The sequence below is a fragment of the Rheinheimera sp. B2H12 genome (genome assembly GCF_059620065.1).
Map to the genome: position 1 here is coordinate 2499575 of NZ_CM184363.1, position 15145 is coordinate 2514719.

The window sequence follows — 15145 nt, forward strand, 5'->3', positions numbered from 1 at the left end:
GAGCATGGAGAATTAAAGATGAAAACAACTGCACATAAATCAATGTTAGCGCTGGCGATTGGTCTGGCGATTGCGGGACCAGCAGCGGCGGCCAGCGATGACAATGAAGTCATTATCGTTCAAAGCTCTGTGGCTGGTGTCGCTGAAGGCAATACCGCAACTGTGGCACAGACCGGTACTTTAAACCTTGCCTTAGTCGGCCAGCAAGGTGAACTCAATAGCACCAGTATCAGTCAGAATGGCGAATGGCATGAAGCGAGCGCTGAAACTGAAGGTCAAAACAATACCCTATCCGTGCAGCAGCAGGATGACTGGCACATAGTGCAAATTCAGGCACAAGGCGATAATAATCAGATCAGCAGCAGCCAGACTGGTTTTTTCAACCAGGCTACGGTCGTCGTCAGCGGCGATAACAATCAGGTCGACTTCACGCAACAAGGCGAAGAAAACGAAGCCACCGCAGATATTGCGGGTTCCAGTAGTCAGATCACAGCTAGTCAAACTGGCGATCGCAATTGGGCCAATGGCACATTCAGCGGTGACGGCAACCAACTGACAGCCAGTCAAAGTGGCAATATCCAGGAAGCGGGTCTGATCAACGTCACTGGCAATAATAACCTGGCGGATGTTGAGCAGGAAGGCAATGCCAACGTGGGCGGGATCGTCGGGTTAACAGGGTCGCAGAATGAGTTTTTCATTCAACAGGATGGCAATCTGAATACATTCATCGCCCGTGATGTCAGTGGTGATGACAATCTGGTGGATGTCTATCAGCAAGGCGATGACAACCAATTTTTACTGCAGCCTTTTACCGGTGATGACAATGTGGTGTTCATCCAGCAAGAAGGCAATAGTAACCGCATTGAAGCAGCCGCAGGTCTGGTCGGCAATGACAACGTGGTGGATGTTTATCAGCGTGGTGATGAAAACTCCGCCACCATCGCCACCGGCGGTGACAGTCTGGACATCGAAATTATCCAACGCGGCGATGAAAACCTGGCGGTGGTTGATGTCAAAGGCGCGGATAACAGCATTGAGCTTAAGCAAAGCGGCAATAGCAATGAAGCTGTGGTCACCGGCGAAACGACCAATACTGTGGCGGATATTCAACAGAGTGGCGATCTGAACCTGGTTGATTTACTGGTGTCCGGTCAACAGAACGAATTAACAGTGCTGCAACGCGGCGATGGCAACTGGATCAGCGGGGATACTGCGCCTGCCAGTGTCGTGGGTAGCGATGGTGTAGTTGATGTCACTCAGACCGGCAATGATAACCTGGTGAACTTATCACAGGCAGGCAACGGTAATGTGCTGACTGTGCTGCAAACAGGTGATTTTAACGTTGCCTCTGTCAGCCAGAATTAACCCACTGATGAAATTTTGTCTCAAAAGTCACGCTGTGCTGCTGGTCTTAGGACTGGCAGTGTCGTGTGCCTCTGCGACTGAGCTTAGTTTAGGCGGCATGGTGCTTGACCGCACCTTGTCGCGTTTTGGCAAAGACTTTAGCTTCTATTTCGCCAGCTACTGGCGGGAGTTGCCAGGCACAGAAGGCACCACCATCGTGATCTATGAACAGGTGTACCCACAAGCCGGCACCAGATTGTGGATCGAAATGGACCAGCAGCGCATTTACCAAACGACATTTGGCCGGCGCCAAAATGATGTCAAAGCGCAGGCGGAACAGGCTATTTTGCAAAGTATTCAGCTATTGGCATTAAAAAATGCCGATGCTTTATTCGGTAGCGACCCTGAGTACGCTGCGACCGAATTGAACCCCGGGAGTCACTGATGAAGAAGTTGGTATTTTTGTCGCTGTGTTGTTGGCCGCTGCAGGCGACTGAGCTGGTGTATACACCAGTCAATCCTAGTTTTGGCGGCAATCCGATGAATGGCAATTTTCTGCTGCAAAAAGCCCAGCTTCAGAATAGCCATAAGGCTGAAGTTACGGATAAAACTTTTGTCGATAAATTCCGTGAAGCGCTGGAACGTAACATCATTAACACTTTAACCCGGCGTATTGCCGACGGTGAAATGGTGGAAGGCGTTTATAACACCGGGGAATTTAATGTGGTGGTCAGTCATGACACAGATGGCAGTATCATAGTGCAAATTACCCGGCTCGAAAATGGCGAAGTCACCCTCATCCGGATGCCAGCCGTCAGTGGAGACATCCAATGAAGTGGACTTTTGTCGTTGTTAGTCTGACTTTATGGTTGTCCGGTTGTGCTTTTGTGCCAAAACCAGAATTAAAACATGAAGCTGCCATGGTTGATGCCGCCAGTAGCACTATGCAGACATTGCAGCAGCAACCCAAACCCAAGTTTGCCATTCCGGTGTCCGTCTATGCTTTTCGTGATCAAACCGGTCAGTATAAACCGCAGGCCAATGTCTCCAGCTTTTCCACCGCAGTGACTCAGGGCGCGACGTCGATGCTGACCCAGACGTTGCTGGAATCCGGCTGGTTTGTGCCATTGGAGCGGGAAGGGCTGCAAAACTTGCTGACCGAGCGAAAAATTCATAGCGGCAACAAAAAAAATGTGGAATTACCCCCGCTAAAAGAGGCCCGTCTGGTGCTGGAAGGTGGCATTGTCGGTTATGAAAGTAATATCAGCACCGGCGGCATTGGTGCTGAGTATTTTGGTATTGGCGCTTCTGAGTTGTATCGGGAAGATCAAATTACCTTGTATTTAAGAGCAGTCGATGTGCATAGCGGCCAGGTCCTGTTGTCGGTCTCCAGCAATAAAAAAGTATTTTCGCAAGAATTACGCAGCGGCTTATTTCGCTATGTTGCTTTTAATCGGTTGGCGGAGATGGAAGGCGGCTATAGCACCAATGAACCTGTGCAACAAGCTGTTAAACTGGCATTAGAAGCTGCGGTGGTGGCTTTGACAGAGCAAGGTTTGCAAAAAGGCTTCTGGCAAGCAGAGCAGCCTGGCAATTAAACCTTGCCTGAATAATACAGTCCAGCCTGAATAGCCCGGAGAGAGCCCCGGGCATTCTGTTCAGATGGATCAGGCTTGCCTTGCAAAAGCTAATTGCAGCGGTTGTTGACCACTTTGCTGATACCAGCGTAATAGCTCCACTCGGTTGCGGGCCTGCGTTTTGCGAAAAATAGTCGACAGGTGTGCTTTCACAGTATGAGCACTGATATTTAAACTGTCGGCAATTTCCTTGTTACGTGCACCTTCAGCTACCAACTGAATAATTTTACGTTCTTGCCTGGTTAATAAGGCCGCATGTTGTAGTTGTAACTTATCCTCTGGTTGCTGTGCTGACTGGACAAACAAATCATCCACCACAGCTGATAACACGGCACGTGGGTAATATAACTGGCCCTGAAACAGCGCCTGGAGCGCTGTCATTACTTTATCCATCGCATCATCCCGATAAATCACCCCCCTCAGACCCAGCTGCAACGCCTGCGGTAAATCGAGTAAATTCTTTTCGGCCTGACATAAAAACAACGGCGCTTTTTGCTGCAGGTAACGAATGTCCTGTACTAAGCTGCGCTGGTCCAATTTTTTGCCGTAACAAGGCAGCGCAATCAGTGAATGAGAGCAGACGTCAAGTTGCAATAATTCGTGTTTAGGGATCTGGCTGGTTTTGATCCCAACGGACTGGGCCAGTAGTGTCAGATGTTGCAAAGGTTCGCGTTCGGTGATCACTATTAATTTATTAAATTTTTGCATTACCAATCCTGGGTCTGAGTTGAACTACATCCTGAAAGTTCGTGCTGACATTATTTCTGTTTTAAACTTTGCAACTTAATTATTATAACAATGCTGCATCAGTAATTAATTATGTAATAGCTTTAATGCAGAACTGCAAATAACAAATTGTTGTAAATTATGTGAAAGTTTGTGGTTGCTGTTATATTCGGCCATCCGGCCATATGATAAAAAATTGAGGTTGGCGGTCCAATGCGCAGTAATTGCGGATTTTGACTTTAATATTGCTGTGATGAATGCAACAAGACAGTGGTAGCATGACAATAAATATCAACAAAATGTCAGAAGGGAGTGTTGCCGGGAATGAAAATTTTATTTGTTTGCCTGGGGAATATTTGCCGCTCGCCGACCGCATTAGCGGTATTCCGGCAATTGGCCACCGAACATAACCTGCAGGTGGAAGCGGATTCGGCTGGTACGCATGCGATGAAAAACAGCCCGCCAGATCCTCGTAGTGTGCGGGCTGCCGTTGGTTATGACTTTCGCCATATCTATGGCAGGCAAATAAAAGCCAGTGATTTTGCCGATTTTGATTTGATCCTGGCGCTGGATAAGCAAAACCTGGCCGATTTAAAGCGTCAATGCCCGGCACCGCAGCAGACAAAACTGCAACTGCTGATGAGTTACCATCCAGCTTATCCGGCGCAATCTGAAGTGCCAGATCCCTATTATGGTGGCAGCAAAGGCTTTGAACTGGTGTTACAGATGATTGAACTCAGTTGCATGGGGTTATTGCAACATCTGAAGCAAGCAAGGCAGCAATAGCGGCGTTGATGTAGTGATTTTTTTTCATTTTAACGTTGCTGGCGCTGAATTCGCGTTTTATTTGTGCAGTAAGGCGAATAGTTTTGGCTTTTTTCCAAATAGCGATTGAATTTCGCGGTTAATAAATTTACTTTGTCTGTGGATTAATAGCCAAAGTGAACTCAAACCATTTCATAACCTAGATAGGATACGCAAAGTGACGACGTGGACGCCCCAAAGTTGGCGAGATTTTCCCATCCAACAACAACCTCATTACGATGATCTGAATTTATTGGCCAATGTTGAGAAACAACTGCATTCGTTTCCGCCTTTGGTCTTTGCTCAGGAAACCCGTGATCTCTTTAGTCAGTTAGGCCAGGTTGCCGAAGGCAAAGCCTTTTTACTGCAAGGAGGCGATTGTGCGGAAAGTTTTAGTAACTTTAATGCGCCAAAGATCCGCGATACCTTCAAAGTGTTACTGCAAATGGCGGTGGTGATGACTTTTGCTGGCGGCTGTCCAGTGGTCAAAGTTGCCAGAATGGCAGGACAGTATGCTAAACCTCGCTCCAGTGATCTGGAAACGATCAATGGGGTGAGTCTGCCAAGCTACCGGGGCGATATTGTTAACAGTTTCGAATTTAACGAAGCGGCCCGGACGCCGGATCCAAACCGGTTATTGACGGCCTATCATCATTCCGCGGCGACGCTGAACTTATTGCGGGCCTTTGCCCAAGGTGGTCTGGCTGATTTACATCAGGTCAGTCGCTGGAATATGGGCTTTGTTGAGTCAAACCCGCTCAAAGGCCGATATCAGGATATTGCGCAGCGTATTCAGGAGTCACTGCGCTTTATGGAAATTTGTGGTATTAGTGCGCAAAATTCGCCGTCTATCCGCGAAACCTCGTTGTACACTTCGCATGAAGCCTTATTACTCAATTATGAAGAAGCCTTAACGCGGCGTGATTCGCTGACCGGACTCTGGTATGACTGTTCGGCGCATATGGTGTGGATAGGTGAAAGAACCCGCCAACTTGACCATGCACATCTGGAATTTTTCCGCGGTATCCATAACCCTATCGGTGTCAAGATTGGTCCTGGGATGGATGAACTGGACTTAATCCGGCTGATTGATCAACTTAATCCGGACAATATTCCTGGTCGTTTGACGCTGATCACCCGGATGGGTGCCGATAAACTGGCGGAAAAATTACCAGCGCTGGTACGACGCGTCCAGCGCGAAGGCCGTAAAGTGGTATGGAGCTCGGATCCAATGCATGGGAATACCGTCAAAGCCAGCAATGATTATAAAACTCGTGATTTTGAAGCCATTCTGCGCGAGATCCGCAGTTTCTTCCAGGTCCATCAAGCCGAAGGCAGCCATGCCGGTGGTATTCATCTGGAAATGACCGGCGAGCATGTCACTGAATGCACTGGCGGCGCCTACGGCTTATCAGAACATGATTTAAGCCAACGTTACCTGACCCAGTGTGATCCGCGCTTAAATGCCGATCAGGTGCTGGAGCTGGCGTTTTTAATCGCCGATACCTTACAAAGCGTCCGCAAGTAAGCTTTGCCTGCAGCAAGCCTCAGTCATGCACCCGCCTGACTGAGGCTTTGTTATTTTTGGTCACACTGATGCCTTGCGTAGTGTCGTGTTGTGAGTTCTGAACTCTGTCGGCGGTTAAGCTGACAGCAGTTGCAGACTGAGGCCGGATAGCCCAGACTGATGATCTGAGTTAGTTGCCAGAGCCAACCGTCATGACAAATCAGGGTTTTGATACGATAACCAGCCGGCAGCCGCTGCTGATGACGATGCCACAGACCTTAGGTATTGTCGGTGCCGGTACTATTGGCTGTTTCCTCGGTGCCTTGCTGAGTCAGCACAAACAATTGGCGGTGCAATTTTTTGGCCGCGAATCATTAGCTCTGGAACTGGCTGCCTATGGGTTAACTGCCAGTTGCCCGGGACAATCGCCGCAATGTTGCAGTCCGGCTTTTTACACATCACTGGTCAGTCTGATTGAATGCGACTTGGTGCTGTTGACCGTCAAAGCTACCAGTTTGCCCAGTCTGATCCCACAATTGAAAAAGTTTCTGCGTCCGGAAGTCCCGGTGCTGGCGTTACAAAATGGCATTGGTATTGCTGAAATGTTGCAGCATGAACTGCCAAATCCGGTGTATCGGGCTATCGTGCCTTTTAATGTGGTAAAAAGCAGTGCTGGTCATTTCAGCATGGCCACTGAAGGCGCTTTGCTATGGCCGAAAACCGCTGATCAACGACTGAACTATTTGGCAGCTCTGTTACAACAGCAAGGGCTGACATTGCGTTATGTGGCTGATATGCAGCGGGCAGAGTACGGCAAGTTGCTGTTGAATCTAAATAATGCGCTCAATGCTGTGTCTGGTATGCCATTACGGGCGCAATTACGCGAGCCGCAATTGCGCCAGGTACTGGCTGCGGCGATGCAGGAATGGTTGGATGTTTGCAAGGCACTGGCATTGCAACCGCTGGCAATGACCCTATTACCCAATGCCTGGCTGCCGGCATTATTGCGCTTGCCGACTTGGCTTTTTCAACTCTTGGCCGGCTCAATGCTAAAAATTGAGCCGCATGCCCGCTCTTCGATGTGGGATGATATCCAGGCCAGAAGGCGTACCGAGATTATGTATCTCAATGGTGCAGTTATCCGGCTTGGGATCCAGACCGGGGTACCAACGCCGGTCAATTCGGCTATTGTCGAATTGGTAAAACATCTGGAGCAAGGTGAGGTGATGCAGTTTTCACCGACTGAGCTTTGCAGGCGTTTAACCAACAGGACTTGCTAATGGCGGTTTGGTCGGCACTGGCCGCTGTTAAACCACATCATCGGGTTCAAATGGAAAGATCCGTCGCCAGTCTTGTGCCATATCAACTAGTTGCCATTGATATTTAGCTGCCGCCTGTAAGGTTTTTGCGCCCGGGCTGTACTGGTATTCACGCTTGGCATCGGTATGGTGAACCAGCATGCATAAGGCTGCCGGATGTTGGCCCGCCCAACGTAACATCTTGATATCACCGCTACTATTGCCAAAGGCTGCGATTGGTTGGCGATCAATCCGGCTTGCTATTGCCAGCACTTTGCCACTGCCATTGTCGAGAAACCAGGGCACGGGCCTTAATTCAACCTGTAATCGACCGTTCTTTTCCGTCAGTCTCGTCAGTACCTGACTGCCAATCGCCTGCTCAGGTGGGATCTGATAACTGCTTTGCGCCATAGCACGGATAAAATAATTACTCCCCCCCGACACCAGATAGTTTTTAAAGCCATGCTGTTGCAGCAAGGCCAGCACCTCCAGCATCGGTTGATAAACCAGCTCCGGATAAAGACAGTCAAAGCGTGGATGGCGGGCATGTTGTAACCAATTTTTTGCAAAGTGCTGGTAATCATCTGTACTGATCCCATCAATAAACTCGCGTAACAGCCAACGGCCATCCGCCAGTAACTGCCGCATTAACAGCGCAAACCAGTGCCGGATATAACTGAGCCATTGGCCAAGATGATGACCAAATAAACCACCAAAAAAACTCTCACCCTCGGTCACGGCATGTGTTGGATCATGCCGCAGTAAATCGGCAATAAAAGCCAGTTCTGTCACCATAGGTTTTTCTACCCATAAAGTGCCATCATGATCAAACACCGCGACACGTTGCTCTATTGGCACAAAATGCTCACCGGCGTGGGTGACCCTATCAATAAATTGCAGGATGGCGTCTTTGGCTGCACCAGCTTGCCACGAGGCTAACGGATCTATCCTCTGCTGCATTGCACTCTCACTATAGCTTTATGATGATGATCTACTGATAGCATATAACAAAGTGCGTTTGACTGGTATCACTGATTCGGTCGAAGAAAAGTATATTTTTTTCATTTGAATCAATGAGTTTTAGCTTTTCTTCTGATTTCATCACAGATTTATCAACAGCTGGCACGGCGGTTTTTTTACATAAATTTGATGAATAGATTATTAATCAAGACATTGATTAACCATTTTTTTATTGTTTGATACCATCTTTGTGCAGTGACCGGCTGTGATGGACAAAACCGGTATTTCGTCGCGTTCGGATTTATCTGCAGCGCAGCTAGCAAAAAGAAGGGATGAATCATGAACTTAATCTGGCTGAGTTTGATCATGCAGTTTCATCTGACCAGTTCATGGTCAGACAGCTATAGACTGCATTCAATGCCACATCTTCGTCTGCTGGCCGCAGACTGGCAGCATAAAGTGACACCCGCAGCAACCAGATTGCTCGCTGGCAAGGGTGCAACGACAGCGCACCAAGCCCCGGTGGCGGTGGCGCATGTCAGCCGCAATTTTTATCTGCCACGACCAAATTCTCCAGTGCATGTGGCAAGGCTCAGCGCTGGTTTTTCCACTGACGCGGATGGCGAAATTGTCGAATTTTTGTGGCGGGTTGATGGAAGTTCCTATCGGGGAGCCGAAATAGACATTGTGTCTTTTCACGAACCAGCCGCACAAACCAGGGTTCAAGTGCAGCTGACGGTTCGTGATAATGATGGTCAATCCAGTACCCTAAACACAGAACTGGTGATCGCTAATATTTCTGTCGTTTCAGACCGGTCTCCGCCATGATTTTGGCTGAAATTTCTTCAATCGATAAGGTCGTTGAATTTAAAAATGGGATCCGTTCTTTTTTATACAAATTTTCCACTTCATCCAATTCAATTTTACATTGCCGCAGTGAGGCATATCTGCTATTTGGCCGACGCTGCTCACGAATTTGTGCCAGCCGCTCTGGTGTGATGGTCAGGCCAAATAGTTTGTTTTTATTGGCGCGTAATACTTCAGGTAAACGTAGCATATCCATATCTTCTTCGACAAAAGGATAATTGGCAGCTTTAATTCCATATTGCAGTGCCAGATATAAGCTGGTGGGGGTTTTACCAGAGCGGCTGACGCCCACCAGAATAATATCGGCTTTAGCGTAATCTTTTAAATTGGAGCCATCATCATTGGCCAACGCATAATTGACCGCATCAATGCGAAAATCATAAGTTTTTTCATGAATGCTGTGGGTGCGATGGGTTTTTGGCATGGCCTGAATGCCCAGTTCCTTTTGCATCGGCTCCACAAAGGCATTTAAAAAGTCGTAACAGACCGCTTCTGAGCTGTTAATAATGGCTCTGAGTTGTTCGTCAACAAAGGTAAAAAACACCAGCGGCCGTACGCCGGTTGTTTTATAACGATCGTTTATCCGTTGTTTGGTCTGTTGTGCTTTTTCAGTTGTTTCGACGAACGGGATGGTAACGTGGTCGAATTCAGCCTGAAACAGTGAGAGTAAGGCGTGTCCGAACACTTCTGAAGTGATACCGGTCCCATCCGAGATATAGAAGGCTGTTCTCACGTTATGCTCCTGATTGTTGTTATAAAATTACATGAAAAATTAAGGTTTTATTTAAGCCGTCTGGCAGTGTAAAATCATTTTGCTTATGTAGCCAGTCTCGTAAGCTTACCTAACCTGCAACAAAAATTGGAGACATACTGTGCAAGAATTCGTTGTTTGGTACCAGGATCTGGGCATGGAAGATGTCCCTCGGGTCGGCGGCAAAAATGCCTCATTGGGTGAGATGATCAGTAACCTGGCAAATGCCGGTGTACAAGTACCAGGCGGTTTCGCCACGACTGCAGAAGCTTTTAATCAGTTTCTTGAGCAAAGTGGTGTCAATGAGCGGATCTATCAGTTATTGGATAAAACTGATGTAGACAATGTCACTGAACTGGCCAAGGCCGGTGCGCAAATCCGGCAATGGGTGATTGAAACCCCATTCCAGACTGAATTTGAACAGGCTATCCGTAGTGCTTACGCCGAACTTTGTGCCGGTATGGGCGATGACGCTTCTTTTGCTGTTCGCTCTTCAGCGACTGCTGAAGATATGCCAGATGCTTCTTTTGCAGGACAACAGGAAACTTTCTTAAACGTACGTGGTTATGACGCAGTCATCGAAGCCGTCAAACATGTATTTGCCTCGTTATTTAATGACCGCGCCATTTCTTACCGCGTGCATCAGGGTTACGACCACCGTGGTGTTGCATTATCTGCCGGTATTCAGCGGATGGTGCGCTCAGATTGCGCCTCTTCTGGCGTGATGTTCTCTATTGATACTGAATCAGGTTTTGAAGATGTGGTGTTTGTCACCTCATCTTATGGTTTAGGTGAAATGGTGGTGCAGGGAGCCGTGAACCCTGACGAATTTTATGTGCATAAACCAACGGTCAGTGCCGGTCGTCCGGCCGTGGTACGTCGTACTTTGGGCTCTAAATTAGTGCAGATGGTTTATTCTGCCGAACAGGGCCATGGCAAACAGGTCAGGATTGAAGATGTTGCCATGGCGAAAAGCCGGCAATTTTCGCTCACTGACGCCGAAGTGGAAGAACTGGCCCGTCAGGCTATCATCATTGAGCAGCATTATGGCCGCGCCATGGATATCGAATGGGCTAAAGATGGGATTGATGGCAAGCTGTATATTGTGCAGGCCCGTCCTGAAACTGTGCGCTCTCGCGAAGACAGCAACTCGATGGAGCGTTATCAATTAGAAGGCAGCGCCGCTATCGTGGCTGAAGGCCGTGCCATCGGGCATAAAATCGGTTCAGGTACCGCCAAAGTGCTGGCCAGCATCGCCGATATGGACCAAATTCAGCCAGGGGATGTACTGGTCACCGACATGACGGATCCGGACTGGGAACCTATCATGAAACGGGCGTCGGCTATTGTCACCAACCGTGGTGGCCGGACTTGTCACGCCGCTATTATTGCCCGTGAACTTGGCATTCCGGCGGTGGTCGGTTGTGGTAATGCGACGGCCCTGATTAAAACCGGCCAGCAGGTGACTGTGTCTTGCGCTGAAGGCGACACAGGTTTTGTCTACGAAGGTTTGCTGCCATTTAATGTGGTGACCTCTCGGGTTGACCAGATGCCACCGCTGAAAATGAAAATCATGATGAACGTGGGTAATCCGGAGCGGGCGTTCAGCTTTGCTAAATTACCCCATGCCGGTATTGGTCTGGCGCGGCTGGAATTTATTATCAACCGTGGTATTGGCGTGCATCCTAAAGCCTTGCTGAACTATGATGTGCAGCCGGCAGATGTCAAAGCCACCATAGATCAGATGATGGCAGGTTACGCGTCACCGGTTGAATATTATGTTGGTAAACTCACTGAAGGTATTTCGACACTGGCAGCTGCATTTTCACCAGAACGTGTCATAGTGCGGATGTCCGATTTTAAATCCAATGAATATGCCAATCTGGTGGGTGGCCAGCAGTACGAACCGCATGAAGAAAACCCGATGATTGGTTTCCGCGGCGCGTCCCGTTATATTTCAGCAGATTTCCGGGATTGCTTTGCGCTCGAATGTGAAGCTTTAAAGCGTGTTCGCAATGACATGGGCTTTACCAATGTCGAAATTATGATCCCCTTTGTCCGGACATTAGAAGAAGCGGCGGCAGTGATTGATTTACTGGCAGAGCAAGGCTTGAGACGCGGTGAAAACGGTCTGAAAGTCATTATGATGTGCGAACTGCCAAGTAACTGTTTGCTGGCGGATGAGTTCCTGGAATATTTTGATGGTTTCTCTATCGGTTCCAATGACTTAACGCAGCTGACCTTAGGTCTGGACCGCGATTCAGGTTTGATCGCGCATTTATTTGATGAGCGTAATCCTGCCATCAAAAAATTGCTGTCGATGGCGATTTCAACGGCTAAAGCCAAAGGTAAATATGTCGGCATCTGTGGCCAGGGCCCTTCTGATCACGAAGACTTTGCGGCATGGCTAATGGAACAGGGCATTGATTCGGTGTCATTAAATCCTGATACCGTGCTCGAAACCTGGTTATATCTGGCGCAGAAATACGGCGGTTAAAGCAAGGTTAAGACCACAAGCCAGTGCCGGGTAGCCGGCACTCACAGCGCGAATGGCTGTTCTTGGGTAAGAAAGCTGAGGCATAGTTCTCAGCTTTTTTTGCTTGCTAAGACTTGTCAGCCTCTGGTCCAGTTAATAGAGGTAAAGCCCTGGCTGTGGTGATGTTCGCTGCAGGCTGGCTGCTCAACTGACCAATCAGGACAGATGCCAACACCAGCACCATGCCGATACTTTGTTGTAAATCCAGCTTTTGTTGCAACACCAGCAATCCCAGCAAGGTCGCACTGACCGGACTTAATAAACTGATACTCGACACCGCCGGTGCCGACAATCGCAACACACCGCGTAACCACAAAATATAGCTAAAACCTGTCCCCACCAGTCCGAGCCAGATGTAGGCCAGGATTTGACTGCCTGTCAGCGCAGGCGGCAGCTGTTCGAACCAGAGTGCCACAGGCAGCAGCACCAGACCACCGGCTGTGAGTTGCCAACTGGTCAGCACCATCGCATTGACCTTGGGTTGCCATTTTTTAGTCAGGATAGTGCCCACCGCCATTGCCGTCGCCCCTGTTGCAGCGGCAAGCAAACCGACCCCATCAAAACGAGCAGCCGGTCCTAGTACCAGCAGCGCAATCCCCGCCAGACCTCCCAGTGCAGCCAGCCAACTGGTCAAACGTGAAGGCTGGCGCAACACCAGCACACTTAACATCACCACGACCAAGGGTTGAATAGCACCCACAGTGGCTGCGACGCCGCCTGGTAACCGATAGGCGGCGACAAATAACAGCGCCTGAAATACGCCGATATTGAGCAGGCCGAGCACTATCGCTTTCCACCACCAATCGCCTGTTGGTAATTGTCTGAGCCAGCACAGCATGAATAAACCAACGGGTAAAGTGCGCAATGCGGCGGATAATAAAGGTACATCCGGTGGCAACAATTCACTGGTGAGTAAATAAGTACTACCCCAAATCAGTGGGGCCAGTGCGGTGAGCCATGGATCATACCATTGGACAGTTTTCACATTTTCTCCTCGGATCTGCCTTGGCAGAGTAATATCGGTTTAGGCAACCAAATCAGGCAAGGGCGACACTATAAAAGCTGAGGTTAACTTGAGGTCAAGCGTTTCACTGCTGTTTTTGTTGTGTTTTTTTTTATATTTAGCACAGAATCAAACTCTGATAATTTATCAACAGCAACTATGACGAGGAATGGTGATGTCAACGACGGTGATCAGATTGGCCGAAGCGAGCGATTTATGCCAACTTTTGAAATTATATCAGGAACTGCGACCCAATGATCCGGCCTTGACACCAGCATTGGCCCGGCAGCAATTAGACTTGATCCTGGCCAACCCGCAGCAACGACTGGTCGTTGCACAGACGGGTGAAGATTTAACTGCCACCGCCATGCTGGTGCTGGCGCACAATCTGGCTTATGGTGGCCGGCCGTTTGCACTGATTGAGCATGTCGTCACAGCCAGCCCATACCGTGGTCGGGGATTGGCTAAAGCAGTCATCCAATATTGCCTGGACCTGGCCTGGCAGCGTGACTGTGCCAAAGTGATGTTGTTATCTGGCCAACAAAGACCTAAAGCCCATGCCTTGTATCAAAGCCTGGGGTTTAATGGGGATACTGAGCGTGGTTTTGTGCTGAAAGCGCCCGATTTAACAAAAAACAGGGTTATATAACCATCAAAAACTGGTAAATAATCAATCCCTTATGTAAGCTCATTAGCATAAATTTCTAAGCGGAGCCGATAATGAAAGCAGCACAGCAGCCAACCCAGCAGCAGGCACAAATTTATCGGGCGCAAGCCGCCTGGCTGAGCTTTTTTGCCGCTGAAGCGCTGGGGAGTCAGGTTGAATTCGAGACGCCTGCACAGCGGCAGCAATACAGCCAAAACCAACTACTGACTTTGCATGAGCATGGGCCCTGGCATACGCTGGCAGGCCAGCCAACAGAAGATGGTGAATTGGTGTTATTACTTGGCAGGATGCTGCAATTTTATGCTGCTTATGATGAAGATCATGCCTTACATGCTTATCATTATTGGTTGCAAACCGACCCTTTTGCCGCTTCTGCAGCGATGAGCCACGCGCTGAAAGTACAGCCGGAAGAGCGTGATTTTAGCGCTGCCGCGTTAGCGCGGTTATTACCCATTGCTTGTTTGGGTGTGCAGGTGTCCTTGCCACAAATTGCCGCCTGGGCCATTGAAGATACTGCGTTGACCCAACCTGCACTGTTATGTCAGCAAACCAGCGCTTTGTATGCAATGATGTTGGCAAAAGCGATTGACACTGGTGCTGACGCTGAAATTTTGTATCAGGATCTGCTGTTGTGGGCAGACGAGCTGAAAGTTGAATATGCCTTGCATAAGGTGATTGAACAGGCTTTGTTTATGCCACCAGCCGATTTCACCACGCCGATTAAACCTGTGCTTTGTGCTTTTCATAATGCGATTTGGCAAATGCTTTACGCCAAAAGTGTGGAAGAAGCAGTGGTCGAAACGATCCGACAGGGTGGTGATACCGGTACTAACGCCGCCATCGCTGCGACTTTGGTGGCCGCAGTTCAAGGGATGCCGGAAAGCGGCGATCAGTGGCTGCAGGCGATAGAGCAATGCAAACCGCAGGAAGGGGTGACAGGTGTCGAACAACCCAGACCTCAGGCGTTATGGCCGCAAGATATTCTGCAACTGGCAGAAAAATTGATTTGCCTGATCCCACAAACAAAATAGTGGCAGCGAGTTAA

15 protein-coding genes are annotated in these 15145 nt (G+C 48.9%); 11 read left to right on the forward strand and 4 right to left on the reverse strand.

Features of this window, described 5'->3' with window-relative positions:
* Positions 1 to 18 precede the first annotated feature (18 nt).
* From AC53GJ_RS10735 to AC53GJ_RS10750, 4 genes are read left to right on the forward strand one after another with little or no spacing between them, the layout of a single operon-like run.
* Positions 19 to 1365 carry a hypothetical protein gene (locus tag AC53GJ_RS10735; protein ID WP_496732672.1) on the forward strand — a complete coding sequence of 449 codons (1347 nt, stop codon included), beginning with the start codon at positions 19 to 21 and terminating at the stop codon, positions 1363 to 1365.
* A gap of 58 nt (positions 1366 to 1423) precedes the next feature.
* The gene (locus AC53GJ_RS10740) at positions 1424 to 1789 is read left to right on the forward strand and encodes a curli production assembly/transport protein CsgE (protein ID WP_496732673.1); all 366 of its coding nucleotides are present in this window, start codon (positions 1424 to 1426) and stop codon (positions 1787 to 1789) included.
* On the forward strand, positions 1789 to 2178 hold the full coding sequence (locus tag AC53GJ_RS10745; RefSeq protein WP_496732674.1) for a curli assembly protein CsgF: 390 nt from the start codon (positions 1789 to 1791) through the stop codon (positions 2176 to 2178). Before AC53GJ_RS10740 ends, AC53GJ_RS10745 begins: the two co-directional genes overlap by 1 nt.
* A complete protein-coding gene (locus tag AC53GJ_RS10750; protein WP_496732675.1) occupies positions 2175 to 2942 on the forward strand; it encodes a CsgG/HfaB family protein in 768 nt (255 codons plus the stop codon). Before AC53GJ_RS10745 ends, AC53GJ_RS10750 begins: the two co-directional genes overlap by 4 nt.
* 69 nt (positions 2943 to 3011) lie before the next feature.
* Here the strand turns inward: AC53GJ_RS10750 and AC53GJ_RS10755 are convergent, their stop codons facing one another.
* The gene (locus AC53GJ_RS10755) at positions 3012 to 3689 is read right to left on the reverse strand and encodes a response regulator transcription factor (RefSeq protein ID WP_496732676.1); all 678 of its coding nucleotides are present in this window, start codon (positions 3687 to 3689) and stop codon (positions 3012 to 3014) included.
* Positions 3690 to 4031: 342 nt separating this feature from the next.
* On the opposite strand from AC53GJ_RS10755, the gene AC53GJ_RS10760 reads away from it, so the two are divergent.
* The 3 genes from AC53GJ_RS10760 to AC53GJ_RS10770 all read left to right on the forward strand — a co-directional run bounded on the left by AC53GJ_RS10760 (position 4032) and on the right by AC53GJ_RS10770 (position 7298).
* Entirely contained in the window at positions 4032 to 4493 is a 462-nt protein-coding gene (locus AC53GJ_RS10760; RefSeq protein ID WP_496732677.1) for a low molecular weight protein-tyrosine-phosphatase, read from the forward strand.
* A 196-nt stretch (positions 4494 to 4689) separates the two neighbouring features.
* On the forward strand, positions 4690 to 6039 hold the full coding sequence (locus tag AC53GJ_RS10765; protein ID WP_496732678.1) for a class II 3-deoxy-7-phosphoheptulonate synthase: 1350 nt from the start codon (positions 4690 to 4692) through the stop codon (positions 6037 to 6039).
* Between the two features lie 191 nt (positions 6040 to 6230).
* The gene (locus AC53GJ_RS10770; RefSeq protein WP_496732679.1) at positions 6231 to 7298 is read left to right on the forward strand and encodes a 2-dehydropantoate 2-reductase; all 1068 of its coding nucleotides are present in this window, start codon (positions 6231 to 6233) and stop codon (positions 7296 to 7298) included.
* Between the two features lie 27 nt (positions 7299 to 7325).
* On the opposite strand, the gene AC53GJ_RS10775 is transcribed toward AC53GJ_RS10770, so the two are convergent.
* Complete coding sequence (locus tag AC53GJ_RS10775) at positions 7326 to 8276, reverse strand: HAD family hydrolase (RefSeq protein ID WP_496732680.1); 951 nt, start codon at positions 8274 to 8276, stop codon at positions 7326 to 7328.
* A 417-nt stretch (positions 8277 to 8693) separates the two neighbouring features.
* Here AC53GJ_RS10775 and AC53GJ_RS10780 point away from each other — a divergent pair, with 417 nt between their 5' ends.
* On the forward strand, positions 8694 to 9104 hold the full coding sequence (locus AC53GJ_RS10780; RefSeq protein ID WP_496732681.1) for a hypothetical protein: 411 nt from the start codon (positions 8694 to 8696) through the stop codon (positions 9102 to 9104).
* Here AC53GJ_RS10780 and ppsR read toward each other — a convergent pair.
* Positions 9067 to 9876: a posphoenolpyruvate synthetase regulatory kinase/phosphorylase PpsR gene (ppsR, locus tag AC53GJ_RS10785; protein ID WP_496732682.1), complete on the reverse strand. Its 810-nt coding sequence runs from the start codon at positions 9874 to 9876 to the stop codon at positions 9067 to 9069. The genes AC53GJ_RS10780 and ppsR overlap by 38 nt on opposite strands.
* 139 nt (positions 9877 to 10015) lie before the next feature.
* Here ppsR and ppsA point away from each other — a divergent pair, with 139 nt between their 5' ends.
* Positions 10016 to 12391: a phosphoenolpyruvate synthase gene (ppsA, locus tag AC53GJ_RS10790; protein WP_496732683.1), complete on the forward strand. Its 2376-nt coding sequence runs from the start codon at positions 10016 to 10018 to the stop codon at positions 12389 to 12391.
* A gap of 106 nt (positions 12392 to 12497) precedes the next feature.
* Here the strand turns inward: ppsA and AC53GJ_RS10795 are convergent, their stop codons facing one another.
* A complete protein-coding gene (locus AC53GJ_RS10795) occupies positions 12498 to 13415 on the reverse strand; it encodes an EamA family transporter (RefSeq protein WP_496732684.1) in 918 nt (305 codons plus the stop codon).
* A 193-nt stretch (positions 13416 to 13608) separates the two neighbouring features.
* Between AC53GJ_RS10795 and AC53GJ_RS10800 the strand changes: the two genes are divergently transcribed.
* Together AC53GJ_RS10800 and AC53GJ_RS10805 are read left to right on the forward strand one after the other, a co-directional pair.
* Complete coding sequence (locus AC53GJ_RS10800; protein WP_496732685.1) at positions 13609 to 14082, forward strand: GNAT family N-acetyltransferase; 474 nt, start codon at positions 13609 to 13611, stop codon at positions 14080 to 14082.
* 71 nt (positions 14083 to 14153) lie between these two features.
* Complete coding sequence (locus AC53GJ_RS10805) at positions 14154 to 15131, forward strand: ADP-ribosylglycohydrolase family protein (RefSeq protein WP_496732686.1); 978 nt, start codon at positions 14154 to 14156, stop codon at positions 15129 to 15131.
* The last annotated feature ends 14 nt before the right edge of the window (positions 15132 to 15145 follow it).